The 24,948-nt window shown below is 36.2% G+C and carries 22 protein-coding genes; 11 read left to right on the top strand and 11 right to left on the bottom strand.

The genetic code is table 11. From position 1 onward, the window contains the following. Nucleotides 1–39 precede the first annotated feature (39 nt). The gene (locus DK866_RS04240; protein WP_109407848.1) at nt 40–702 is read left to right on the top strand and encodes an AzlC family ABC transporter permease; all 663 of its coding nucleotides are present in this window, start codon (nt 40–42) and stop codon (nt 700–702) included. Further along, nucleotides 702–1,028, top strand: a complete 327-nt coding sequence (locus DK866_RS04235; protein WP_109407847.1) for an AzlD domain-containing protein — start codon at nt 702–704, stop codon at nt 1,026–1,028. Before DK866_RS04240 ends, DK866_RS04235 begins: the two co-directional genes overlap by 1 nt. A gap of 80 nt (nt 1,029–1,108) precedes the next feature. Here DK866_RS04235 and DK866_RS04230 read toward each other — a convergent pair whose 3' ends face one another. The 3 genes from DK866_RS04230 to DK866_RS04220 form a co-directional block, all read right to left on the bottom strand. Continuing rightward, on the bottom strand, nt 1,109–2,512 hold the full coding sequence (locus DK866_RS04230; protein ID WP_109407846.1) for an ATP-binding protein: 1,404 nt from the start codon (nt 2,510–2,512) through the stop codon (nt 1,109–1,111). Beyond that, the gene (locus tag DK866_RS04225) at nt 2,513–3,178 is read right to left on the bottom strand and encodes a response regulator (RefSeq protein ID WP_109407845.1); all 666 of its coding nucleotides are present in this window, start codon (nt 3,176–3,178) and stop codon (nt 2,513–2,515) included. A gap of 697 nt (nt 3,179–3,875) precedes the next feature. After that, on the bottom strand, nt 3,876–4,607 hold the full coding sequence (locus DK866_RS04220; RefSeq protein ID WP_109407844.1) for a hypothetical protein: 732 nt from the start codon (nt 4,605–4,607) through the stop codon (nt 3,876–3,878). 154 nt (nt 4,608–4,761) lie between these two features. On the opposite strand from DK866_RS04220, the gene DK866_RS04215 reads away from it, so the two are divergent. The 6 genes from DK866_RS04215 (at nt 4,762) to DK866_RS04190 (ending at nt 10,535) form a co-directional block, all read left to right on the top strand. Further along, a complete protein-coding gene (locus tag DK866_RS04215) occupies nt 4,762–5,100 on the top strand; it encodes a DUF5713 family protein (protein WP_109407843.1) in 339 nt (112 codons plus the stop codon). Nucleotides 5,101–5,395: 295 nt separating this feature from the next. Then, entirely contained in the window at nt 5,396–5,674 is a 279-nt protein-coding gene (locus tag DK866_RS04210) for a DUF2798 domain-containing protein (protein ID WP_109407842.1), read from the top strand. 327 nt (nt 5,675–6,001) lie between these two features. Next, nucleotides 6,002–7,093: an NADH:flavin oxidoreductase/NADH oxidase gene (locus tag DK866_RS04205; protein ID WP_109407841.1), complete on the top strand. Its 1,092-nt coding sequence runs from the start codon at nt 6,002–6,004 to the stop codon at nt 7,091–7,093. 257 nt (nt 7,094–7,350) lie between these two features. After that, nucleotides 7,351–7,980, top strand: coding sequence for a CatB-related O-acetyltransferase (locus tag DK866_RS04200; RefSeq protein WP_109407840.1), 630 nt, complete (start codon nt 7,351–7,353; stop codon nt 7,978–7,980). Nucleotides 7,981–8,411: 431 nt separating this feature from the next. Then, nucleotides 8,412–10,085, top strand: coding sequence for a YadA-like family protein (locus tag DK866_RS04195; RefSeq protein ID WP_244179651.1), 1,674 nt, complete (start codon nt 8,412–8,414; stop codon nt 10,083–10,085). Nucleotides 10,086–10,217: 132 nt separating this feature from the next. Continuing rightward, nucleotides 10,218–10,535, top strand: a complete 318-nt coding sequence (locus DK866_RS04190) for a hypothetical protein (protein WP_109407838.1) — start codon at nt 10,218–10,220, stop codon at nt 10,533–10,535. Between the two features lie 230 nt (nt 10,536–10,765). On the opposite strand, the gene DK866_RS04185 is transcribed toward DK866_RS04190, so the two are convergent. From DK866_RS04185 to ttrS, 7 genes are all read right to left on the bottom strand, one after another. After that, a complete protein-coding gene (locus DK866_RS04185) occupies nt 10,766–11,176 on the bottom strand; it encodes an acyl-CoA thioesterase (protein WP_072068555.1) in 411 nt (136 codons plus the stop codon). A 108-nt stretch (nt 11,177–11,284) separates the two neighbouring features. Continuing rightward, entirely contained in the window at nt 11,285–12,064 is a 780-nt protein-coding gene (locus tag DK866_RS04180; RefSeq protein WP_109407837.1) for a PhzF family phenazine biosynthesis protein, read from the bottom strand. Between the two features lie 163 nt (nt 12,065–12,227). Continuing rightward, nucleotides 12,228–13,763, bottom strand: a complete 1,536-nt coding sequence (locus DK866_RS04175) for a peptide MFS transporter (RefSeq protein ID WP_109407836.1) — start codon at nt 13,761–13,763, stop codon at nt 12,228–12,230. A 420-nt stretch (nt 13,764–14,183) separates the two neighbouring features. Then, on the bottom strand, nt 14,184–15,392 hold the full coding sequence (gene mdtG / locus DK866_RS04170; RefSeq protein WP_072068552.1) for a multidrug efflux MFS transporter MdtG: 1,209 nt from the start codon (nt 15,390–15,392) through the stop codon (nt 14,184–14,186). A gap of 272 nt (nt 15,393–15,664) precedes the next feature. After that, entirely contained in the window at nt 15,665–16,606 is a 942-nt protein-coding gene (locus DK866_RS04165) for a Kdo(2)-lipid IV(A) acyltransferase (RefSeq protein ID WP_109407835.1), read from the bottom strand. 74 nt (nt 16,607–16,680) lie between these two features. Continuing rightward, nucleotides 16,681–17,283 (bottom strand): tetrathionate respiration response regulator TtrR, encoded by a 603-nt coding sequence (gene ttrR, locus DK866_RS04160; RefSeq protein ID WP_075673842.1) that lies wholly within the window; start codon nt 17,281–17,283, stop codon nt 16,681–16,683. Nucleotides 17,284–17,293: 10 nt separating this feature from the next. Beyond that, nucleotides 17,294–19,057, bottom strand: coding sequence for a tetrathionate respiration histidine kinase TtrS (gene ttrS, locus DK866_RS04155; RefSeq protein ID WP_109407834.1), 1,764 nt, complete (start codon nt 19,055–19,057; stop codon nt 17,294–17,296). 177 nt (nt 19,058–19,234) lie between these two features. Here ttrS and ttrB point away from each other — a divergent pair, with 177 nt between their 5' ends. From ttrB to ttrA, 3 genes are read left to right on the top strand one after another with little or no spacing between them, the layout of a single operon-like run. Beyond that, nucleotides 19,235–19,978: a tetrathionate reductase subunit TtrB gene (gene ttrB / locus DK866_RS04150; RefSeq protein WP_072068548.1), complete on the top strand. Its 744-nt coding sequence runs from the start codon at nt 19,235–19,237 to the stop codon at nt 19,976–19,978. After that, nucleotides 19,975–21,003 (top strand): tetrathionate reductase subunit TtrC, encoded by a 1,029-nt coding sequence (gene ttrC / locus DK866_RS04145; protein WP_109407833.1) that lies wholly within the window; start codon nt 19,975–19,977, stop codon nt 21,001–21,003. The genes ttrB and ttrC overlap by 4 nt, the downstream gene beginning before the upstream one ends. Beyond that, the gene (gene ttrA / locus DK866_RS04140; protein WP_109407832.1) at nt 20,996–24,076 is read left to right on the top strand and encodes a tetrathionate reductase subunit TtrA; all 3,081 of its coding nucleotides are present in this window, start codon (nt 20,996–20,998) and stop codon (nt 24,074–24,076) included. The genes ttrC and ttrA overlap by 8 nt, the downstream gene beginning before the upstream one ends. Nucleotides 24,077–24,340: 264 nt before the next feature. Here ttrA and DK866_RS04135 read toward each other — a convergent pair whose 3' ends face one another. Then, on the bottom strand, nt 24,341–24,943 hold the full coding sequence (locus DK866_RS04135; protein WP_109407831.1) for a response regulator transcription factor: 603 nt from the start codon (nt 24,941–24,943) through the stop codon (nt 24,341–24,343). Nucleotides 24,944–24,948: the final 5 nt, after the last annotated feature.

Below are 24,948 nucleotides of genomic sequence, written 5' to 3'. Positions count from 1 at the left end.
CATAATGAACGATATGTTCAATAAAAAATACGATATTCTATGCAAATTAACAGTCGGCTTGATAATAACGTACTTAGAGACATTCTGCTTGTTTCATTAGCAGATGGTATTGTTGGTATCTCTTATGGTGCTTTGGCTCATACACAAGGGTTTGATTTTTGGGTGCCATTAGTGTTATCCATTTTCGTTTTAGCCGGTGCTTCTGAGTTTCTTTTTATTGGTGTAGTGGCGATGGGAGGAAGTGCAATTTATGCAGCGCTTGCTGGATTGATGGTTAATGCACGACATATTCCCTTCAGTATGGCTGTAAAAGATTTACCCGGAAAAGGGCTTAAATCATTATTAGGCTTTCATATATTAAATGATGAAAGTGTTGTATTTGGTTTATCTCAACGAACAGCTGAACAGAATAAACTTGCATTTTGGGCATGTGGGTTGAGCATTTTACTTGTTTGGCCTTTAGGAACTATGATAGGCGTTTATTTAGGATCATTTATTGTTGATATTAAGATGTTAGGGTTAGATGCGATGTTTCCCGCTATTATCTTGGCACTAAGTTTACCAGCATTAAAAAATAAACTAACACGTAATACTGCGATTATTGGTAGTGCCATTGCTCTTATAACAACACTATTTTTACCTGTAGGGATACCCGTTTTGTTGTCATTAATTGGCGTGTTATTTGTGCTAAGGAGAATTTAATGTCCACCGCATCTATTATTACAGGAATTATTATTCTTGCTGTTGGCACATATGCAATGCGTCTTTCCGGAATATTGCTTAACAATAGGTCTGGTGTTTCGCCTCGTGTAAAAGAGATACTTTCATTATCAGCAATTGTTATTTTATTTTCAGTGGCAACGACCTCAACATTTTTTGATGGCAATCAACTTGCTGATATATCAAAAATTATTGGCGTTGGGGTAGCGGGTGTTTTCACTTGGCAAAAAAAGCCATTTATTATGATTGTGCTTAGTGCCGCAATAGTGACTGCTGGGTTACGTTGGCTAATAAAGCTTTGGGAATAAATCAACAATTAACGCTACGGTGATAAAAGAAAAGGAGGCATTAATGCCTCCTTTCTAATATTTTGTTAATTAATAAGTAATTAATCATTTTCTGATGGTTTTATTTCTAACGGCAGCATGATAATAAAACCGATACCTCTATTATTAAGTCCTTCAGTCACAATTAATGAGGCTTGAATTTTATTAGCGAGGTTTTGTGCAATAGATAAGCCTAAGCCACTACCCGTTTCATTTGAACCAGGAACACGATAAAAACGTGAAAAAAGGGCATTAATATGTTCTTTTGCCACTCCTGGCCCATCGTCACGCACAAAAATGTTAACCCCTTCTGCATATCTATTTTCAATAGTAACTTCTACTTGGCTACCTTTAGGACAATATTTAATAGCATTATCAAGTAGATTATTAAATATAGAGAGTAATGCCTGTTTATCAGTTTTAAGGGGCAATGGATGCCCTTCATTTAGTGATAGTTCAATATTTTTACTAATTGCATAGGGAACACGTTGTGCTATTGCATTCCCAATGATGTTATAGATATCAAGGGTTTCTATTTTAAGTGGAAAATCATCACATTCTAATCGTGCTAAATCAATTACTTGATGAGAAAGAGCTGCGGCTCTATCAAGTGATTGTTTCATATCATCAATAATTTCTTCGCGCTCATGTTGATCATCTACTAAAGAGAGTAGATGTAATTGAGCAATAACGGCTGCAATAGGTGTTCTTAATTCATGGGCGGCATCTGCCATAAATTGTTTTTCACGAATATTAGCTGCATCGATTCTTGCCATTAACTGGTTTAATTCTTTAAAGATTGGACGTATCTCTTTAAATTGTTGACCGACATTAATGGGCGTTAAGTTACGAGGTTTACGATTAGAAATTAGTTCTGCAGCTTGCCTTAACGGACGTAAGCTAAAATAAGCTGTAATTAAAATAGCAAAAATAACTGTTGCTAGAATAAACAGAAAGGGCACAAATGTTCCTTCAACAGGGTTACCTATAACATGACCCCTATCTTCAACGGATTCACCAATAAACACTTTTATTTTGTGTTTTTCTCCCCAACTAAAAGAGAGTATCCATTTTTCTCCTGCAACAGAGACTTTTTCGGATGCTAATGAAAGCACTCTGGTTGGAATAGGTAATTCAGGGCGATTAGTATAAATAAGGGTATTATTTTCATCTAAGGCGATAAACCAAGGTAAATATTGTAATTCATCATCTTCACCATTAAGCATAGCGTCGATATACATACCCTGTAAGTTATGTGCGATTTCTTTGAGTACTTCAGGTTGGTCAGCAACACTCTCTAAGGTATTAGCAAAACCCTCAGCAATAATTTCTTGCTGTTTATTATAAATTTTTTCAAACTCAGCAAGATAATCAAATTGTATCCAAGCTAACCATACGCCCCAAAGCATAACAATAGAGATAATTTGAAGAACAATGGTGTAAATAAAGAAAGAACGGATCTTCATTTAGTTAGCATCTTTTTTTAATAAATAACCCACACCACGCACAGTGATAATTCGCTCTTTTCCTATTTTTCTACGCAAATTATGCATGTGGACTTCAAGTGAATTACTTTCAATTTTATCATCTAAACCAAATAGGCGTTGTTCTAACTCAGATTTACGCACTACATTATCAGTATTACGCATTAATTCGTATAACAACTGATATTCTTTACCTGATAATAAAAGCAGTTCGTCATTTAAGGTGACTTGATGGTTTGCAGGATTAAGCTGTAAATCCCCAATAGACCATATTTGTGATGAAAAACCAGCCATTCTACGGCTAACTGCTTTTACACGGGAAATAAGTTCAGGCATAGCGAAAGGCTTCGGTAAAAAATCATCAGCCCCTGAATCTAAAGTTTGTACTAAATTGTCGATTTGAGTTCGAGCCGTTAAAATGATGATCGGAATTTTTTCGCCATTCTTTCTAAGTGCAATAAGTTCATCTTGTCCATCGCCATCTGGTAGACCCAAATCTAATAGCATTAAATCAAAAGGGCGCTGGCTCAGTTGAACACGAGCATCAGCAAGTAACCTAACCCAACATGGGTGAAAACCGGCAATTTCAAGCCCGCGACAAAGCGCTTTACCGAGTTGTAGATCGTCTTCAACCAATAAAATATTCATAATAATACCTATCTAAAATCGTCTTAAGAAAGTATAAGAGCCAAATAAAAATTGAGCAATATAATAAAATGTAAAATCAAGTTTGATTAATGAACTCTTAATGTAAGATAAGATTTTATTTAATATTTTTTTTTACTAAAAATAGGCGACTTCAAAAATAAAGTATTAATATGAATGGAGTTTCTAGATAATTTTGTTTTGTATTTTATTATTTTAAGGCATTTAATGTTAATTTTTAAAAACGAATTAAGTTAGAATTATTATTCTTGGTTTGTTATAGGTAGTATATTCTCACATTATTATGCTAAGTTAACTTAAATGATTTACCTAAGATGCTTGCTATTTTAAAATGAAATATAACATTAGTTAAGAATGATTAAATGTGATGGCGTATTTAAGATAATATAAATATAAAAAAATAATTTCATTGATTAATATGTCTATTAAAATGATGCTTTATTGTTTTATTGAAATAAAATAATGGAATTATTATATCCCTGTTGTACAACATTTTATTAGATTTAAATTATTTACTCTATTCATCTATACTCTTGCAATAGAACTTCGTGTTTTAAAAGGAATTTGATTTTTATTAAAAGGAATTTATATGAAATTAGATGGTGTTATTTAGTATAAATTAAATCATTCTGTGTCAGAAATGCTCCCATCCCTCTGGGAGCATTTCACATGGTGGTTGTTACTCACAAAATGAGTTATCCCATAAATGTAAATCAAATGGTAAATTTAACGGTTTTGCTAGTTCATTCGCTATATTCTGAAATTCTGCTTTTGCGTGTTCTAGACGTTGTTTATCGCTTTCAGGAATAAAGTTATCTTTTGCTGGTAAATCATCTAAATTGTATTCTTCCACTAATACTCCATTATCCCAACGCTGAAATAGCCAATAACTACCAGGCATCAGTGTATAGTTAGTGCCTTCAATTAATGTTGTTCTATCAGATTGGTAATGTATGGGAATTAATTGATTAGCGACATTATCCCAGATCCAGCCTTTATAAGTGCCATCAGTTAAACGAGTTATCGACCAATGCATATCATCAGGCTGATAAAAATTAAGCTCTATTAGAGGTATAGAAATTGGATTATCGGTGGAAAATGAGGCTTGAACGAGCCCATTTGTAAAATAAGAGATATCCAATATTTTGTTATCATTGTTTAATTTTAAATGACAATTATCCCATTTTGTTATTTTTAAACCGTTTTTTTCTGGAACTTCTGGAATTGAAATGATGAGATCTGTTGCACTGTCTTTTGCTGGTGGGTAGTAATGACCTGTAATGTATTCACCATTATTGCCATAAAATTTCCATGTTGCTAAAGGGGAGTGCTTAAAATAGGCATTAAGAATAAAAAAAGAAAGCAAAGCAATAGTCAAAAAAAGAAAAATAATTCGTATTTTTTTAGTCATTTTACTTTATTGCCTATTTTCTATTTACTCTTAAAGTTGTATAAATTCAGTGTAACAGAAATGAATCATTTAATTAAAGAAAGTAATATATCCTTACCAGAAAAAGGACATGTATTTAATGTCATTAAGGTAAATACTTAAATAGGATTTCACCATGATCAAAAATTCAGTTTTGGCTTCACACTCTTTTTTAAAAGAGATGGAAAATGATGAGTATTATCCAGCTCACCTGGTAAAAAAAGGACAAGATTTACTTAAAACACTGTGTTTTAAAATTGAAGCAACTTCACCTAAAGATTTATCAGAGCTTTATATTTTAACTCAAAAAACAACAGATCAATTTAATGATCTTGCTGAGGAGTTTTGTGAAGAAGGTAGTGATATTGAAACAGTTGCAAGAGAGTGTATTGCAGAAGATTTTGGTATTATTGCTGATGAATATGGTTTTAAAAATGCTGATATAGAAGAATTAATTGCAACAAGAGATTGGTAAAAAAGTGTGAGAAAACAAGATAATGTTTTCTCATTTCTATTATTTTTAATTGTTTAATTATATAAATAAATTTTATATAAAACAAAAGAAACCTATATTTATCTCATATCATTTATTCTCTAGATGAGAATAGAATAATTTAGTTGACAAAAAAATATTTATTAATAAACTAGCCTACAGTTTAGTCAATAAGACTCGTAAGCGTTTACGTTAATCAACGCATATAACTTAGTTTTAGCCTGTTGTATTGGCAGTTATGTGCCGTTGTACAATCGTATTATTGGAGTCTTTCACTATGTCTTTTCATGACAAAAATTATTTTTTAGGTATTCCTAAACTGCCTACTCGAGCAATGATTTTTCTTGTTCCTTTTTTCCTTTCTTTTATTATGTCAGGTATTGTTGCTTTTATTAGTACCGTCAAATCGTTAGGAATGGGTATGTATGTTATCTCCCCATGGTTAAGCTCTTGGGGGATCTCTTGGATGATTGCTTTTCCAACCGTCTTATTTGTGTTGCCTATCGCAAGACGTTTCTCTCTGTTACTGGTTAAGCCTGCAAAATCGAATGACTAATTAGAAAAAAGATCAGCATTTAGTGCTGATCTTTTTCATCTTGTTCATTTCTTGTTTTATACGTTTCAAATAATATCTTATTACGTTGTAGCAGATTAAAATAAGGTGATAGTTTATTGAGTAACTTTTATATTATTTTAATAACTATAAGGTTTAGGTAAGAATAAATAATAACTAAGAAATAAAGTATTTATCATCACAATGTGAAGTAGGGCATCGCCTTGATGGATAAGATCCGATAGCCTTAAACTTGTATATTAAATCCATTTATTTATAAGCAAAGTAATTTTCTTTGCATAAATTCTTATTGGTAGCAGGAGGCTTTATATGAGTTTGTTGTTTTCCCCTAAAAAATTAGGCCCCCATCAGTTAGATAATCGTATTATTGTTGCGCCAATGTGCCAATATTCGGCACAAGATGGTTATCCGACAACGTGGCACATTATGCATTATGGGCAGCTTGCATTATCAGGTGCTTCGCTTGTGATTGTGGAAGCAACTGCTGTTGAACCGAGGGGCCGTATTAGCTATAAAGATTTAGGCATTTGGTCTGATCAGCATGGCAGTGAATTAAAAAAACTGGTTGATAATATTAAGCAATATTCCTCTGCTAAAATTGGTATACAAATCGCCCATGCGGGGCGCAAAGCATCAACTGATTTGCCTTGGAATGGTGGCGGATCATTAGCACCAGATTCTCCTTATGGTTGGCAAAAAGTTGCACCTTCAGCAATTCCTTTTGGAAAAAATCATCAGCCTCATGCTCTGACTATTGAAGAAATTGAAGAGATAAAGCAATCCTTTATTGAGGCAGCGAAAAGAGCAGAATCAGCAGGTTTTGATGTTATTGAAATTCATGGCGCTCATGGATATTTATTACATGAATTCTTATCCCCATTATCAAATGATAGAACAGATCAGTATGGTGGTGATTTTAATAATCGTAGTCGGTTATTAGCAGATGTTTTTGTTGGGGTGAAAAATGCTGTTTCTGATAATGTTTGCGTTGGCGTGAGAATTTCTGCAACAGATTGGGTTGACGGTGGCTGGGATCTGGAAAGCGCAGTTGCTTTAACGCAACATCTTGAAGAGTTAGGTTGCCATTATATTCATGTTTCTTCTGGTGGTTTATCTGATAAGCAAAATATTAAACTAGGCCCTAATTATCAAGTGCCATTTGCTCAGGCTATTTATAATGAAACACAATTGCCAGTTATTACGGTTGGACTTATTACCGAGCCAGAACAAGCTGAAGCTATTTTATTAACAGAGCAAGCTGACTTTATTGCACTAGGTCGAGGTATTTTATACGATCCTCGTTGGCCTTGGCATGCGGCAGAAAAACTGAAGCAAACCATAAAAGTAGCGCCTCAATATTTACGTTGTGCGCCTCATGGTAGTAAAGATTTTTTTAAATAGTCATTTCTTAAACCATGGATAGTCATAAAATGTTATGTAGATTATCCGTGGTTTTTTCGTCAATAAAGCTTATGATGACAGATAACAATAGTGGTATAAGTTTATTGAATAAAGAGACAGGATAATAAAGTAAAATGAAACAAAATCCTTTATTACTTCAACCTAGGATAGCTTAAGGCGATGTGTTTTGAATGCGAACACATCATCAGAGAATTAAGCATTCTTTGATGACTCATTAATTTATAGCGAGTCATATTATGAAAAATAAGCATTGGTCACGTGTAGAATATCTACATGAAACAGTAAAAAATAAAAACATTATCATCAAAGGACAACATAGTTATTACAGTGATTGTTGGGATGAGGGTTTTGAAGCTTCTGTTGTGCGCTATCTTTATGGTGATGAAGTTAGCCTGCAATGGGAACCATTATGGGAAATTGATAAATTATATATCGGTGACTATGTTTGTATTGGTGCACAAGCCGTTATATTAATGGGCGGAAACCATACTCATCGTATGGACTGGTTCTCTCTATATCCTTTTATGGATAAAATTGAAGAAGCTTATATAGGTAAAGGTGATACTCATATTCAGGATGGTGCATGGATAGGAATGCGTGCAATGATAATGCCTGGAGTCACTGTTGGTGAAGGGGCTATTGTTGCTGCTAATAGTGTTGTTTCCAAAGATGTGGAGCCTTATAGTATTGTAGGTGGAACGCCAGCGAAACATCTTAAATTCCGTTTTGATCCAAATGTGATTGAGCAACTTTTATCGTTAAAAATTTATCAATGGTCAGAGAAGAAATTTGAAGCTCTTAGGCCTTATTTATGTCAATCCTCAATTGATAAATTATTAATCGCAGAAGCGACTTTTATTGAATAAACATAAATCCCTAAACATAAAAATGTTTAGGGATTTATACTTAGCTATTGTTGTAATATAAATTTATAATGCCATTAAAATATAAAAAAATAGCGTTATTATTATTTGATCTTTATCTCAAAATTTAAAATATTTTAATTTTATTAAAATAGATCTTGTTTTTAATATTAAAAACCATTCTTATTTTTTTATTATTTGTCTTTTTTCTTTAGTGGTTGATTTTATTTTGAAAATAAAAAATAGTAATTTATTTTTTTATTGATTATATAATTATATATCAATGTTATTATTCATTTATAATGAAATTCATAAGGGTAATTAAATTATTTTGTAAGATATATAATGTGTAAAAAATAAAATACATATTACTCTATGTATGAGTTTATTAATTATGGAGTGATATAAATATGATTTGTAATATAAGTTTTAAGATGAAATTATTGGCTATTATATTATTTTCATCTACATTTTCTTATGCCAATAATACCACTTTATTAGGTGGAGATAGTAAAGCCGATGGTAATGAGGCGACAGCAGTTGGATATAATACGTGGGCACATTCAGACCAATCAACAGCGATTGGAGCTAATGCTGGCGCTGAGGGTAAAAATGCAACGGCAATCGGTCATAAAAGTACGGCAATAGGGGATAATGCATTGTCATTAGGAAGTGGGGCAATGGCTATTGGTGAAGGTTCACTATCTATTGGCTCTCAAGCTTATAGTGAAGGTAAGGATGCAATTAGTATAGGTAAAGGTGCAATAAATAATGCGGAAAATGGGGTGATATTAGGTAGTGGAAGCCGCCTTTCAGATAGCGCTGAAAATTCGGTCCTTATTGGGAGTAAGTCATCAGGAACAGCAAGTAATGCTATTATATTAGGTGATAAAAGCAGTAATAATCGAGATAATACGCTATCAATAGGTAGTGATAAAAATCAGCGACAAATTATTAATGTTGCAGCAGGAACACAAGATACAGATGCGGTGAATGTTTCTCAACTGCAAGAAGAGAAAAATAATATTCTTATTGAAGCTGATAAGCGTATTCGTGACAATAATGTCGTCATCAATGATAAAATTGAGCAAGAAAAAAATACTCTACTCAAAGCAACCACAACTCAAATAAATGAAAATAACAAAGTAATACAAAATGATATCTCTAAAGCAAGTGAAGCTGTATTAAAACAAAGTGAATCTAAAGCAAAGGCATTGGCTGATGATGCAAATAAAAAATCAAATCAATATACCGATAGTAAAATAAACGAATATCAAGATACAATTATTAATTATATCAATGAAGAAAAAAATGAATTCTACCTTTATACCGAAGATAAACTTTCAGATATGAAAGCCGGTGTTGAGTCTTATACTGATAATAAAATTAGTGAGTCTGAAACGGATATTAAAAATTACACAAATAATAGATTTATTGAAGTTGAAAATAGTGGTAAAGAGTATACTGATTTTAAAGTTAATCAGCATGATGTAAAAATAGTTGAGCATATTGATAATGTTAGAAATGAAATTACAATATCAACAGAAGGGCAAGTTAAAGCATCAGAAAAAAATGCTAATACTTATACGGATATAGAAATTAGTAAAATAGCATCGGGTATGGAAGGGCTTATTGGAAAAAATAATGAAAAAATAATAAAGGAGCGTGAGAAGTATATTACTCAAAAAGGAAATGAGTATATTAATATCACTAATAGCATTATTAGTGATAGAGATGAATCGTTGAAGGAATATATAGAAAAATCAAAACATGACTCTATCTCTATTGCAAATGAATATACCAATAATAAAATTAAAAATATCTTTATTGATAACGATATTGCACTAAAAAATATGGATAATAAAATTGATAAGGCAGATAAGAGAGCAAGTGCTGGTATCGCTTCCGTTGCAGCTATGGCGAATATTCCCTATGTGACGGCTCACACTTTTAGTTTAGGTGTGGGGGTTGGTAATTATCGAGATGCTAATGCACTTGCAACAGGTGCTCAGTATCAAATAACAGAAAGTGCAATTATTCGTGTTTCAGCTTCATGGAATACGGAAGATCGCGGTGTTGTCGGTGGTGGTGTTTCTTATGGCTGGTAAGTGTCTACTAAATAATATTGCTTAGGATAATAATGAGAAATAAGGTCGTTTTTTCTTATAGGATTGACTGGCTTTTATGCCGTCGATTTGAATAATAAGGATAACGACCTTTGTTTTTATAATGAGACTATTATGATCTATCTTCATTCTGGTGGTGGCTGTATAGAAAAGCAAGTAAGAGTAAATCAAGCCGCAACAGATAAAGCGCAAGAAATTGCTAACAATATAATGAAACCACTCATTCAAATAAGATCGCTTACTGACCTCTCTGGGGATAATGAGGATGTTGGCGTAATATTGCTCATTGAACCTTCCATCGATTTGGCGCTTGAAGTGGGCCGAAGATATTCACACTCTGTTGATATAGTTATTGCTGAAAGTGCAAAAATAGGAATGAAATTAACAGTTTGTCAGATTGAATTTTCAGTAATAAAGATCTGTGTTCTCTAATTCTCTGTTGTATACAGTTATCCACATTAACTGTGGATAACTCTTGTCTTACATGTTAGTAATCTTATTACCATTTGATTTTATTGAATATTTATCATTGATTGAAAAATATCCATTTGAATTAATTATTTTAATGTCTTGTTATTACTAAGAATAATTTACGACATAATAAAATCATGTACTTTTTAATTAAGGTAGGTCAAAAGAGAGATGGTACTCTTTATAAGAGGCTATTTGTCGAATAATGGCGTGGGTTTGCCGGCATTATCGACAGCTACAAAATTAAATTGGCCATGGATCACTTCTTCTCGTCCTTCCGCATACATATCTTCCAGAAAAATTGAGACATTAACCGTTAAGCTAGTACGTCCAACACGAATAACTTCACCGACTAGTTCAATAATCGTGCCTGATGGGATCGGATGATTAAAGTTAATCTTTTCGGTTGAGACAGTCACTAGGCGTTTACGACTAAAGCGTGTGGCGGTAATAAATGACACTTCGTCCATCCAAGCTAATGCAGTACCACCAAAGAGTGTGGAGTGATGGTTAGTTGTGGTTGGAAAGATAACTTTAGAAACGCGAGTAACTGAATTTTTGATTTTATCTTGCAGTTCAGGAGATAAGTCAGAGATAGACATAACAATAAAGCCTTCTTCTTTTTGATACTGTAGGGAGATATTCCCCACAGTATAAAATAGAGTAAATTGAAAGCAAAGTAGATGAATGGCTGATAATGTCGTCAGTAATTAAAAGGTAATTTCGCCTGCTAGAAAAAGAGTCGCGTCACCGGTAAGTAGAATACGGCCATTTTTTAATTCACAGTCGATATTTCCACCTCGTTTGGAGACTTGTCTTGCGTGTAATTGTTTTTTATTTAGCTTATCACTCCAAATAGGAGCTAATATACAATGAGACGTACCAGTAACGGGATCTTCATTAACCCCTTTTACAGGTGCAAAGAAACGAGAAATAAAATCAAAAGGTTCATTGCCTTTAGCAGTAATAATAACGCCAGGTAAATCTAACTGTGCGATTTGAGTAAAATCCGGTTGATAATTAATCACTCGTTCAGGATCAGATAAAAAACAAACATATCTATCACGCGCTTGCCAAACTTCATTGATGGTTAAATTAAGTTGTGTTTCGAGTTGTGATTTTATGCCGTTATTTAACGTTGCTGGAATGGTTGGAAAATCAAGCGTAAAAAATGAATCTTGGCAAGAGACGGTGAGCTCACCTGAAAGTGAATGAAATTTAAATAAATTATCTGGAGCGTGTTTGATCGTCTTTAATACAAATGCGGTGGCTAATGTGGCATGTCCACATAATGGTACTTCTATTTTGGGTGTAAACCAGCGAATGTGATCATCCACTAAAAAAGCGGTTTCAGGTAAATTAATCTCACTAGCAAGTGTAATTAAGGTGGCATCTGGCAACCATTCTTCTAACAAAACGACAGCTGCGGGATTCCCTGAAAAAGGTGTAGAAGAAAAGGCATTAACATAATAAATAGGAAGAACAGTCATTCCATTACCTTAGTGATAAATTATCAATAAATAGAAGATAATGAGATTAAGTGTTTTAAATACTAGGTGCAATATATAAAAATCACCTTTAAATAACAGGATATAAAAGCAAAAAGCCATGCCTAAGTAAATGAGGCATGGCTTCAATAATGAGCAACTGAAATTAAGCTTGTGCTTTCTCTTTGCTATCTGCGCTTTGTAAAATCTTACGAACTGGAATAATCAGTGCAGCAAGAACAACGGCACAAATAACCAGTGCGATAGAAACATGAGAGAAGAAATCAGGCATTACATCCAATTTGTCTGGACGAATATTTCCCCCCATTAAACCAGCGGCTAAATTACCTAATGCGCTTGCACAGAACCATAATCCCATGACCTGCCCACGCATTCTTGCTGGAGCTAAAATAGTCATTGTTGCAAGGCCTATTGGGCTTAGACATAATTCGCCTAATGTCAGCAATAAGATGCTACCAATCAACCAAAGTGGTGATACACCTTGTCCTGTTGCGATAACGCTTTCAGATGCAAACATCATGACGGTAAAGCCACCCGCTGCAAATAAAATACCAATCACAAACTTAGTAATGCTGCTTAAATTCATATTCTTACGTGCCATCATTGGCCATAACCAACTAAAGACAGGCGCAAGAACAATAATAAACAAGGCATTTACAGACTGGAACCAAACTGCAGGGATCTCAAAGCCCATAAAGTTTAAGTCTGTATAGTCATTGGCAAATAAGTTAAATGATGTCGGTTTTTGTTCGAATGCAGACCAGAAAAGGGCGGCTGAAACCAATAAAAGGAAACAAACAAATAAGCGAGAACGGTCACTACTACTTAATCCAGCGAATAGGAATAAATAGATAAAATAGGCGATAACACTACCGGAAATCACATAGACCATAAAGTTAGCTACAGCAACTGGGTTAAAAGGAATAACACCAGAAATGATAAGGCCAACAATTGCCATAAGAACGACAGATAACGCTAAAACCCATTGCCCGACATTACGACGAACAACCGTTGGGCGATCCCAGCTTGAATCTAAACCTACTTCACTATCAAAGCGACGCATGGTCGGTACTGCGTAAAAGCGGAAAATCAGTAACGCAACAAGCATACCAATTCCACCAATACCAAAGCCCCAATGCCAGCCATAATCACGCACTAAGAAACCGGTGATGAGTGGTGCAATAAATGAGCCCATATTGATCCCCATATAAAATAAGGAGAATCCACCATCACGGCGAGTATCATCCCTTTTATATAAGGTTCCTACCATTACAGTGACGCAGGTTTTAAATAATCCTGTGCCCAATACAATCAGTAATAAACCGATAAAGAACAGATCTTCTGACCAAAACGCAGAAAGTGCGATGGATAGGTGCCCTAATGCGATAAAGATAGAGCCATACCATACAGCTAGGCGTTGACCTAACCAGTTATCAGCCAGCCAACCTCCAGGTAGCGATGTTAAATAAACACCACCTGCGAAAATACCCACAATAGCAGATGCCTGCTCTCTGGGGATTTCCATGCCACCCTCATAAACGGTTGCCGCCATAAATAGAATTAATAATGGGCGAATACCATAGAAAGAAAAGCGTTCCCACATTTCAGTGAAGAAAAGGGAGCTTAATGGATATGGGTGGCCAAAGAAAGTTCGGCTAGATTTTGAGTGAGTAGATTGCATCTTAAATTCCCAAAAAAAACCTCTACAGGTCGTTTGCAAGTAAAAAGAACAAAATATTAGCAAGTGATGAAACAAAACTATTTCATTCTGTTATCAATATTCACCGCATTTAATTAATATATTTTTAACATACTTTTGTCAGAATTTAGTGACTAAAAGTATATTTAATACTTTATAAACCATTTTTTGGTGCAAAAGTCGATAAAAATCTCATTTTGCAATAGTTAACCTTGCAATTTTTTGAAAAAAGAGGACAAGAAAATTTTAGAGGTCTTAACAAATAGGTGTTGAGAATATTCTTAATAAACAATAAATTACAAAAAATAGAATAAAAAAAGTAACAATTAGGCCTTTAAATGTAAAAGTGTAATTTTTTGAAGAAAAAAAACTATTAACTGATCTTATTTGTGGGTTTTCTGACTACTTTTCTTGTGGCGTTCTAAAGCTTAACCAAGAATAAATTAGATTAAAAAAGACAACCGCTGCGGTGAAATAAAAAACAGCTCTAAATCCATAGCTTGCAGCAACAAAAGCACCCATTAACGGTCCTGTAACATTTCCAACATCCCTTAGTGCTTGGTTATAACTAAAAATTCGACCCGCAATAGCTGGGGTAATGTTATAGAGAATAAGCGTTTGCACTGCAGGTAACATAGCCGCATTGACTGCGCCAAGTAAAAATCGTAATGCACCAAGTTCCCAATAATTACTGACTAGTGCCATTGGAATTAGCATAAAAATAGAGAGGCCGAGGGTAAAAATAAGGACTTTATCAGGGCCAATTCGGTCACCAAGCTTACCAAAGCGAGGGGCACTAATCAGTGCAGCAATACCGGGTACGGAGGCAACAACACCACTGATAAAGGCAAGGTTACTGACTGATCCTGTTAATTCACGGATATAAAGTGTCAAAATAGGGGTAACTGAACCCGTTGCCACTTGAATGATCATTGTGGTGAAAAATAGACATACAACGAGTCTTTTGTTTTTAAGTGATGAAAAAACCTGTTTTGTAGTTAGTGCGTCTTTTTTAGAAACCGGTGTGAAGTTTTCACTCACGAAAAAGAGGGTGACTAGAAAACAAATAAATAAAACTGCTGAAGTAATAAAGAATACAGGGCGTAAACCATAGAGGTCGGCAAGCATTCCTCCAATTAAAGGACCGATTAAAGCGCCACTTACAGCACCTGTTGAAAGAGTACCTAATGCCCAACCACTTTTTTTGACAGGAACTTGAGTTGCAATTAATGCGTTAGCATTAGGAACAAAGCCACCTAATACACCTAGCAAGGCACGTAATACCAGTAACTGCCATATATTTTGTGCAAAACCAATTAATACCATGACAATTGCCATGCCAAGGGCAGAGCGTAATAGCATTAATTTTCGACCTTTCCTATCAGATAATTTTCCCCAGAAAGGGGCCGCGATAGCAGAAAAAAGAAAAGTAATACTAAATGCCACACCCGTCCAAAGGTTAAGCTCTTCATGATCGGTTATACCTAATTCTTCAACATATAAAGGAAGAAAAGGCATAATTAAACTAAAACCTGCACCAGTTAGAAAACAACCAAACCAGACAATATAAAGATTACGTTTCCAAGAATTATTTCGGGGCTTGAGATCCATGTTACTCCTTTAGCCGAGAACGAGAGAGTAAACCAAGAAAATAGGCTGAACATAACCGTGGTGATGTTGAATATTGTGACAACGCATCGGTCTTCTTATTTATAGTGAATAAGAATATAGCCATGATACAGAATAAGTGCGATAGGTCTTGCTCTTATAATGTGTTTTTGCAGGAGTTTACAGCTTGTGCTGTTGTTGATTTTATTATTGTTGTTTCAGCGTGTTGTCATATTACAAAGTGGCTGCTTTGGAATAAAACAGCCACTTTGTGATTAGTGTACTTTCTTTATTTCATTATATAAAGAAGCGTCACCTTCTGGGCGGGTTTTAAAGCGGCGATGCAACCACATATATTGGTCTGGCGCACGTAAAATCTCTTGTTCAACCACTTTATTCATCGCCTTAGCAGTATTTTCCTCATTATCAACAGGAAAATCGGCAACAGCCGGAGAAATAATTAACTCATAACCCTTACCTTCAGGTAAGCGTTTGGGCGTAAATGGAATTAATGCAGGTTTGCTGGTTCTTGTCAGAATATAAGTTCCCGTTGTTGTTGCCGCTTTATCAACGGCAAACAAAGGTACAAAAACACTTTTACGTGGACCATAATCATGATCAGGTGCATACCAAACAATTTCTCCCGCTTTTAAGCTACGGATCATGCCTTTGACATCTTTTCTGTCGATCATAAATTTATTAGAACGTAATCGACCCCATGTTTGTAGCCAGTCCATAACGGGATTATCGTTAGGGCGGTAAACACCAACTCCTGGGTTATAGATACCAAAAATACGAGCACCTAGCTCAAGAGTAAGAAAATGTATCCCAATAAGTAAGATGCCTTGTCCTTTTTCTTGAACCGCTGAAATGTTTTCAAGTCCGCTGACTTTAAACCAGCGCTTAACTCGCCATTCAGGCCAAAACCAAGCCATTCCAGTCTCAAACAATCCCATACCAACAGATTCAAAATTTTTATTAACTAAAGCTTCGCGTTCACTTTTTGGCATTTGTGGAAAACAAAGTTCAAGATTTCGTTCCGCTATTTGGACACGTTTTTTTAAAAAAACTTTAGATAAACGACCTAGGCGTGTACCTAGCCAATAAATGACAGGATAAGGAAGTAGAACCAGAATATAGAGTAATCCGATCCCAAACCAAGTCAGCCAATACTTAGGCTGCAAAAATGATTTTTTAAATGGAGGTGACTTTATCATAAGCCTATCTATTTACTATTTTTCCAATGAATATCTTATATTGTGACACTTTTTGGCGCAGATAAGAAATTTTGTCATAAATTAGGTGAAATTATTTCAATGCCTTGTAACGCAGTCACCAATTCAGCAATATTTTTAGCGGCCATTTTGTCCATCACTTTGGCTCGATGAACTTCAACAGTTCTTATTGAAACACAAGCAACTTCAGCGATTTCCCGGTTCATTAAACCTTGAATAACATAATAAGCAATGTCTTTTTCTCTTGGGGTTAATGATGCATAGCGACGACGAATATCATGCGCAGTAAAACGGGTATTTGTTTCAAGAAATGCGGCATCTAAGGCGGATAACAGTGCATTGCTATCAACGGGTTTTTGTAAAAAATCAATAGCGCCTTTTTTGATCTCCTCAACGGCCATAGGAATATCACCATGTCCTGTTAAAAAAATCACAGAAAGTGTACTGTGCTTGTCAATTAAATGCTGGTGGACTTGTCTACCGTCAGGTTTTGGCATTCGCATATCTAACAGTACAACCCCTTGTTGATAGAGATTGACGTTGTTGATAAAGAATTCGCTATCATTCCAAACATGGGCTGAATAACCTAAGCTTTCTAATAAAAACTGACAAGCATCAGTGACAGCAAGATCATCATCAACAAGGTGAATAGTGGGCATTTTTTCTCCGTTATTTATTTTTATTAGGGAAAATAAGCGTGATTTTTAATCCGACATTATTTTGCTCATTTTGTTGATTTTCAATATGAATATCTGCACCTTGAGAAAGCAATAATCGCTGGCAAATCACTAAACCTAATCCAAGTCCTTCCGTTTTTGTTGTTTGGAATGGAGAAAAAGGTTGTTCAAGCTGACTATGACTCATTCCGCCTGCATCATCTTCAATAACGACAAGCAATCTATCTGGTGCTTTGTGTGAACTTATCTTCAAATGCTTTGCACCCGCTTGCAGGCTATTGGTGATTAAATTCGATAAAATTTGCTCTAATAAGGTTTCAGGTAAACACAGAGTATCATGTTCATCAACATTGGTTTTCAGTGAAACTTGTGGGTATTTTTCTTCTACACGTAAAAGTTTCCAAATATGGTGGATACATTCCGCAATATTCTGATGAGAAAGCGTAATCGTATCTGTGTTAGGTGTCTGTTTTCCAACCCATAAACGTAGATTTCTAATGATATCAGCACCGCGTTGTGCTTGCTTGTCTATTTGTTGCAATGCAGGTAATAGCGGGTGTGACTCATTTTCTTTTTTAAGGCGAATAACACTACCTTGTGCATAACTTTTTATGGCGGAAAGAGGCTGATTAAGTTCGTGAGCAAATCCTGAAGCCATCTCCCCCAATATATTTAAGCGTTGAGCGTGTTCTAACTCTTCTTTTTGCTGCCTTAATCGATTATGAGCATGCTCTAATTGTTGACTACGGCGTCTTACTAAATAGCTAATCCACACTTGGTTTAAAATAAGAAAAAAGATAGCAGCCAACGAAAGACCAATAATAAATTGGTGTTGAATTGCCCAGCTTTTTGCATCCTGCCAAAGTTGGCGTTGTCGAGGATGTTGGTTGACTTCCCTGAGTAAGTTTTCAACTTGTGTATGTGATGCAGGGGCTCCCCATTTCATGGGTTTACTGTCATCAGTGAGTAAAACGCGAGTCACTTTATCAACTAACTCATCAGGCACAGTGTCTAATGCTGCAAATGACCAATTAGGATACAGGGGGGTACTGGTTAAACACGGAGTGTTAGTTTGATAGGAAATGACTGGGCGATAATCACTTTTTCGAATCAACCCTTCATTATCCATATTTTCTAGTAGGCAGACGGGAATAATTGCCGCGTTAATATCTTCATCTCGTAAGAGATAAAGCAAGGCATCGGCAGGAAAACCGGTAAAACGTAGAGTGAAATCTTTATCGGGATCGATACCTTCTTCGCGTAGTGTTTTATAACCTAAAAGATAACCACCAAAAGCATCGGGTGCAATAGCGCCAACACGCTTTCCTATGAGCTCGTGAACAGAAGTAATTGGGCTGTCATTACGCACTAAAATCAGACTACCAATCACATTTCGTGTCGTGTTATCAGGCTCATAACCAGAGCGTAAAGAGAGTAACCAGCGTAATGGAAAAGCATTATCCAATTGAATAAATTGCGCAGGATTTGTTAGTAAGAAATCAACCTTTTTTTTCGCTACTGCTAGCTTCATTTCTTCCAGGTTTAAGGGAACTAACACAAAATTTTCTGAAGGTAATTGTTCATTTAATGTTTGAACAAGAGGTAACCAGTGCCTTTGTGTTGAAGCATCACCCCGTAAGGCCAAGACGCCAATATTCCACTCTTTTGCAATGGCATGTAGAGGAAGTACAAAAAAGAGCAGTAATAATCCGATACTTACTGCATTTCTTATCCCAATTGTCTGTTTTATCGTCATAAATATCTAATGTTAAATATTGTTTTGGATCAAGTTCATACCCGGTATGTGGTAAACCACAATAGGTGTTGTCTTCAGTAATTTTTACAATGCACTTATAACAAAACACATACTTTTTACTTTCTATTTCCTTCACTCATTGTGAGATTGTGTTGTTGAGTGATGCTGGAGACAAATATGGATCTTGGAAAACGAAAATTTCTACAACAATTAGGGGTCCTTACTGCAGGTGCTTCACTGGTTCCTTTAGCTGAAGCCGGCATTAAATTATCACCTGAGCGTCGTGAAGGCTCAGAAGATAAACGCTATGGCATGCTGATTGATTTACGCCGTTGTGTAGGATGCCAGTCCTGTACTGTGAGCTGTAATATTGAAAATCAAACACCCCAAGGGCAATTTAGGACGACAGTAAACCAATATCAGGTTGCTATCAAGGGGCAAGAGGGGATAACCAACGTCTTGCTACCTAGATTATGTAACCATTGTGATGAACCACCTTGTGTGCCAGTTTGTCCTGTCCAAGCAACTTTCCAACGTAAAGATGGGATTGTTGTTGTTGATAATGAACGTTGTGTTGGTTGTGCTTATTGTGTTCAAGCATGTCCTTACGATGCCCGTTTTATTAATCACTCAACACAAACTGCGGATAAATGTACTTTCTGTGCGCATCGTCTTGAAGTTGGTTTATTACCTGCCTGTGTCGAATCTTGTGTTGGCGGCGCGCGTATTATTGGTGATATGAAAGATCCTAATAGCACTATCAGTAAAATGCTGCGTACACATGAAAAAGAGCTGAAAGTATTAAAACCAGAAAGTGGCACATTACCACAAGTTTTCTATCTCGGCCTCGATGATGCATTTGTACAACCGTTAGCAGGTCAAGGACAACCAGCATTATGGCAGCAGGAGGTTCACTCATGATCCCGCAAGTCTCTCAAATTCAAGAAGTCATTGCGATCCCGCAAGAATATTTTTGGTTGCCTTGGGCTGTGCAGTATTTCTTTTTTATTGGTATTGCTTGTTGCGCAACACTTTACGCCTGTTGGCAGTGTTGGAAAGGCCGTGCAGGTAATCAACGTTTAGAAGCCGTAGCGGTATTTATTGCAGTGACCGCAGGTATTACAGCACCGCTTGCTTTAACTGCAGATTTACACCAAACAGCGCGTGTATGGCACTTTTATGCTTATCCAACACCGTGGTCGTGGATGGCATGGGGTTCAATATTGCTGCCATTGTTCTCGGCGTTTAGCATGCTTTACTTTGCGGCAATGGTTGTTCGCTTAGTGTGGAAACGTGAATATAAATTAACACGTTGGGTTGCATTAGCTTGCTCATTAACTGCAATTGGTTTGCTGTTATATACAGGTCGCGAAGCTTCTATCTTAAAAGCAAGACCTGTGTTGTATACCTATTGGTTACCGATATTACTGTTCTTTAGTGCAATGCAAGTGCTACCAACATTGTTGGCATTAGGAACGCGTCGTGAACCTGTACATCAACGTGAATTAGCGATGTGGTTTGTAAGCTCATTAATGTTATTAGCAGTATGTACGGGTTTTTGGGTTGCTGGCGATACGATCTCAGGTCAGGCCATTAGACAACAATTAGCCATGGGAAGTCTTGGCTGGTGGAGTGCCATGGGCGTTATCGCACTATGGGTTATCTCTGTTGCAATGGGACTTTTGATGGCAAAACAAGCCCGTTCGATTGCATTTATTACCATTATGGCATTTGTATCAATGGGGCTTGCGTGGGTATTACGCTGGTTAATGTTGATGGGAGCGCAATATATTCCAAAATATAACATTATTACAAATCCTTATGAATTTACGCTAGGCAATGATGGACTGATGGCAATCGTCGGAACATTTGGATTGTGGATAGCGTTAACCATCATATTTAGAGAAAGTATTCGTTGGGTTGTCAGGAGAGTGCAGCATGGCTAAGTTTACAAGACGTCAATGGCTTAAAGGTGGATTGGTTATCGGTGGTATTGCCGCATTTGCTGCCAGCTACCGTGATGTTGCTAAACGTGCCGTAGATGGTTTAGTTGATGGCACATCAGGTAAAGTGACACTTGACAGGATCAATGGCAACTCATTATTACCTGAAGGTAAGGTTGTTAAAGAGAGCAAATGGCAAGCGAATACTGATCAATCGGTTTGTATGACCCAATGTTTTGGTTGTTGGACGCAATGCGGTGTTCGTGCCCGTGTTGATAGAGCAAACAATAAAGTATTACGTATTGCAGGTAACCCTTATCATCCACTTTCTCATGATCATCATTTTGGCTACAACATGCCAATTAAAGAAGCATTTGAAAAAATGGGTGGTGAAAGTGGGTTAGAAAATCGCTCTACGGCCTGTGCGCGTGGTGCAACCATGATGGAAAGCCTTGATAGCCCAACACGTATTCTAGAGCCGATGAAACGAGTTGGTAAACGTGGTGAAGGTAAATGGAAACGCATCAGTTTTGAACAATTGATCCAAGAAATTGTTGAAGGTGGTGATTTATTCGGAGAAGGTCATGTTGATGGTTTACGTGCGATCCGTGATTTAGACACTCTGATTGATCCCAAACAACCCTCATTAGGTCCTAAAGCTAACCAATTATTAATGACAAATGCGGGTGATGATGGACGTGATACATTTATTCGTCGTTTCGCTCAAAACTCATTTGGTAGTAAAAACTTTGGCGCTCATGGCTCTTATTGTGGGTTAGCGTATCGTGCTGGCTCTGGTGCGTTAATGAACGATTTAGATAAAAACGCCCACGTTAAACCAGATTGGGATTACGTTGAATTTGCACTGTTCTTAGGAACATCACCAGCACAATCAGGTAACCCATTTAAACGTCAAGGTCGCCAGTTAGCTAATGCACGTATTCGTGACTCGTTTAATTATGTGGTTGTTGCACCAGCTTTACCATTAACAACAACATTAGCTAATGATCATGGGCATTGGGTTCCTGTTCAGCCAGGAACGGACGCTGCTTTAGTGATGGGAATGATCCGCTGGATCATTGAAAATAAGCGTTACAATGCAGACTATCTGTCAGTACCAAGCGAAGTTTCAATGAAAAATGTGGGTGAGAAGAGCTGGACAAATGCGACTCACCTTGTGATCAGTGATGAAAAACATCCACTTTCAGGACAAATGCTCACTACGGCACATTTGAATGATGTTGCTGAAGGGGAAGAACAAAACTTAGTGTTATCGCTAGATGGTGAATTAGTTCCCGCAACACAAGTCGATAAAGCACAATTATTTGCTACGCATAAAGTCACTTTAAAAACAGGCGCAGAAGTGACTGTAAAATCAAGTTTTCAATTACTTGATGAAGCGGCTAAACGTATGACTCTGGCTGAATATAGCGAGCGCTGTAAAGTACCAGAAACGACCATTGCTGCATTAGGCCGTGAATTCACCGCTTACGGGCGAAAGGCTGCTGTTATCTCTCATGGCGGTATGATGGGAGGAAATGGTTTTTATACTGCTTGGAGCGTGATTATGCTCAATGCACTAATAGGTAACTTAAACCTTAAAGGTGGGGTATCTGTTGGTGGCGGTAAATTTAATGGCGCAACAGATGGCCCTTGTTACAAAATGGATAGCTTTAAAGGTAAAGTGAAGCCAAAAGGCATGGTGTTATCACGTAGTAAAGCAGCCTATGAAAAATCCGATGAATATCGTGAGCGTGTAGAGAAAGGAGAATCTCCATACCCTGCCAAAGCGCCTTGGTATCCGTTTGCTGCGGGGCAATTAACTGAGCAATTGGGTTCTGCATTAGCGGGTTATCCTTATTCATTAAAAGCATGGATCACGAATATGACCAACCCTGTTTATGGGATTGCTGGTATTCGTCAAGTAATGGAAGAGCGCCTTAAAGATCCAAAGCATCTGCCTTTAATTATCGGTATTGATGCCTTTATGAATGAAACAACTGCGCTGGCAGATTATATCGTACCTGATACACACAACTTTGAAAGTTGGGGATTTAGCGCGCCTTGGTCTGGTGTTCAAGTGAAAGCAAGTACTGCACGTTGGCCGATTATTGAACCTCGTGTTGCTAAAACAGCGGAAGGCCAACCAATCTCAATGGAAACATTCTGTATTGCTGTTGCAAAAGCCTTAGATTTACCAGGTTTTGGTGATAAAGCTATTGAAGATATGGATGGAAATTTCTATCCAATCAACAGTGCAGAAGATTACTATTTACGTGTTGCGGCTAATATGGCGTTTATGGGTGAAAAGCCGGTTGCTCCTGCAACTAATGAAGATATTTTATTAAGTGGTGTTGATCGAATTTTGCCAGTAATGACTTCCACATTAAAAAATGAAGAAGTATTACGTGTTGCATATATTTACACTCGAGGTGGTCGTTTTGCGCCTTATGATAAAGCATGGAATGGTGATGAAACGGGACCTCAGTGGAAGAAACCATTACAAATTTGGAATGAAGAAGTTGCGAAAAACCATCATGCAATAACGGGTGAACGTTATAGTGGTTGCCCAACTTATTATCCACCACGCCTTTCAGATGGTAGCGATATTCACCAGCACTATCCTGAAAATCAATGGCCATTAAAATTAATGTCCTTTAAGTCTCATGTGGTGAGTAGTTCAACGGGTATGATACAACGTTTACGAATGGTGAAACCGAGTAACTTGGTCGCAATTAATCCTCAAGATGGTAAAAAATGGGGTGTTAACCATGGTGATAAGGTTCGTATTGTAACACCTGGTGGGCAAGTTGAAGCTGAGATTAGTTTACTCGATGGTGTGATGCCCGGTGTTTTAGCGATTGAGCATGGCTATGGGCATCAAGAATTAGGCTCCCGTCAACATTACTTAGATGAACAACCTTTACCGATGGATAAAGGTATTGGTAATGGTATAAATCTTAATGATTTAGGGTTTGCTGATCCAACAAGAGAGATAACCAACACTTGGTTAGACTGGGTATCTGGTGCCTCTGTTCGTCAAGGTTTGCCTGCTAAGATTGAACGTATCGCTTAATTATTTATCTTGAGTTTTTATCCATCACTTCACTCTTCAAAATGGAGAGTGAAGTGATAACAAAGTAAATAGCTTATTTTTTATATTATAAAATAGATATAATATTAGTTTAATTATTTTAATATCACATGTACCCTACATACATAATATTATTATAAATTTAAGGTGACCAACACGCCTATTCGTCACCATGCTTACAGAGAGTAATAATAGGAATCGGACTCCTTTTTTCTTCTGTCTATTTTATAATATAAAAACATAAGACTACTTTTCATATATGTACTTTAAAATGTTATATATGAAAAATAGCTCAATTCTATTTTTTACATTAATTTTCTCAGTAATATGTCTCTTGTGTGAATATACCGTACTATTGCTAATACATAGCTTTTTAGCTATTTGGTGATTGGGTAATTCATTCATCCAGTAATTAATAATTTTTTGTTCTTGTGTGCTGAAAATAGAGCACATAGAGTGTTTATATGTTGGAAAAAATACTTGGCATCGTGATGTGAATAAAGACGTTTTTTCAAGCACCCAAGGAAGCACTCTTTTAGGCAGAATAAAACAGTTATTTGTCAAAGCGATAGGTCTTTCTTTGTCAGGGTAATTTGCATCAATGTAGAGATAAAGTCGGCAATTTCTTGTTGAAATGAAAAAGAGCTGCAAATGTTGGCAGTGTGCTATTTCTCGGCAATATCGAGTAAGATCAATGAATATAATATCAGGCATAGAATGATTAATATAATTATTAGCTTCTTGTATAGATGATGCATCAATAATTTCATGTCTTATATTTCTTTTGGAGAAATAATGTTTTATACCGTTACGAGTAAAGAAACATTCATCAATAATTAATATTTTCACAAATA

Source organism: Proteus genomosp. 4 str. ATCC 51469, assembly GCF_003144375.1.
Taxonomy (GTDB): Bacteria; Pseudomonadota; Gammaproteobacteria; order Enterobacterales; family Enterobacteriaceae; genus Proteus.
This window is presented reverse-complemented; position numbering and strand designations above follow the sequence as displayed.

Bases quoted from the DNA above. Each gene is read 5' to 3' on its own strand.
- DK866_RS04205 (WP_109407841.1), top strand. From the start codon at position 6,002: ATGAGTTTGTTGTTTTCCCCTAAAAAATTAGGCCCCCATCAGTTAGAT.
- DK866_RS04225 (WP_109407845.1), bottom strand. From the start codon at position 3,178: ATGAATATTTTATTGGTTGAAGACGATCTACAACTCGGTAAAGCGCTT.
- DK866_RS04180 (WP_109407837.1), bottom strand. From the start codon at position 12,064: ATGACTGTTCTTCCTATTTATTATGTTAATGCCTTTTCTTCTACACCT.
- DK866_RS04210 (WP_109407842.1), top strand. From the start codon at position 5,396: ATGTCTTTTCATGACAAAAATTATTTTTTAGGTATTCCTAAACTGCCT.
- DK866_RS04235 (WP_109407847.1), top strand. From the start codon at position 702: ATGTCCACCGCATCTATTATTACAGGAATTATTATTCTTGCTGTTGGC.
- mdtG (WP_072068552.1), bottom strand. From the start codon at position 15,392: ATGGATCTCAAGCCCCGAAATAATTCTTGGAAACGTAATCTTTATATT.
- ttrA (WP_109407832.1), top strand. From the start codon at position 20,996: ATGGCTAAGTTTACAAGACGTCAATGGCTTAAAGGTGGATTGGTTATC.
- DK866_RS04200 (WP_109407840.1), top strand. From the start codon at position 7,351: ATGAAAAATAAGCATTGGTCACGTGTAGAATATCTACATGAAACAGTA.
- DK866_RS04165 (WP_109407835.1), bottom strand. From the start codon at position 16,606: ATGATAAAGTCACCTCCATTTAAAAAATCATTTTTGCAGCCTAAGTAT.
- DK866_RS04215 (WP_109407843.1), top strand. From the start codon at position 4,762: ATGATCAAAAATTCAGTTTTGGCTTCACACTCTTTTTTAAAAGAGATG.
- DK866_RS04185 (WP_072068555.1), bottom strand. From the start codon at position 11,176: ATGTCTATCTCTGACTTATCTCCTGAACTGCAAGATAAAATCAAAAAT.
- ttrC (WP_109407833.1), top strand. From the start codon at position 19,975: ATGATCCCGCAAGTCTCTCAAATTCAAGAAGTCATTGCGATCCCGCAA.
- DK866_RS04195 (WP_244179651.1), top strand. From the start codon at position 8,412: ATGAAATTATTGGCTATTATATTATTTTCATCTACATTTTCTTATGCC.
- DK866_RS04175 (WP_109407836.1), bottom strand. From the start codon at position 13,763: ATGCAATCTACTCACTCAAAATCTAGCCGAACTTTCTTTGGCCACCCA.
- ttrB (WP_072068548.1), top strand. From the start codon at position 19,235: ATGGATCTTGGAAAACGAAAATTTCTACAACAATTAGGGGTCCTTACT.
- DK866_RS04240 (WP_109407848.1), top strand. From the start codon at position 40: ATGCAAATTAACAGTCGGCTTGATAATAACGTACTTAGAGACATTCTG.
- ttrS (WP_109407834.1), bottom strand. From the start codon at position 19,057: ATGACGATAAAACAGACAATTGGGATAAGAAATGCAGTAAGTATCGGA.
- DK866_RS04190 (WP_109407838.1), top strand. From the start codon at position 10,218: ATGATCTATCTTCATTCTGGTGGTGGCTGTATAGAAAAGCAAGTAAGA.
- DK866_RS04220 (WP_109407844.1), bottom strand. From the start codon at position 4,607: ATGACTAAAAAAATACGAATTATTTTTCTTTTTTTGACTATTGCTTTG.
- ttrR (WP_075673842.1), bottom strand. From the start codon at position 17,283: ATGCCCACTATTCACCTTGTTGATGATGATCTTGCTGTCACTGATGCT.
- DK866_RS04230 (WP_109407846.1), bottom strand. From the start codon at position 2,512: ATGAAGATCCGTTCTTTCTTTATTTACACCATTGTTCTTCAAATTATC.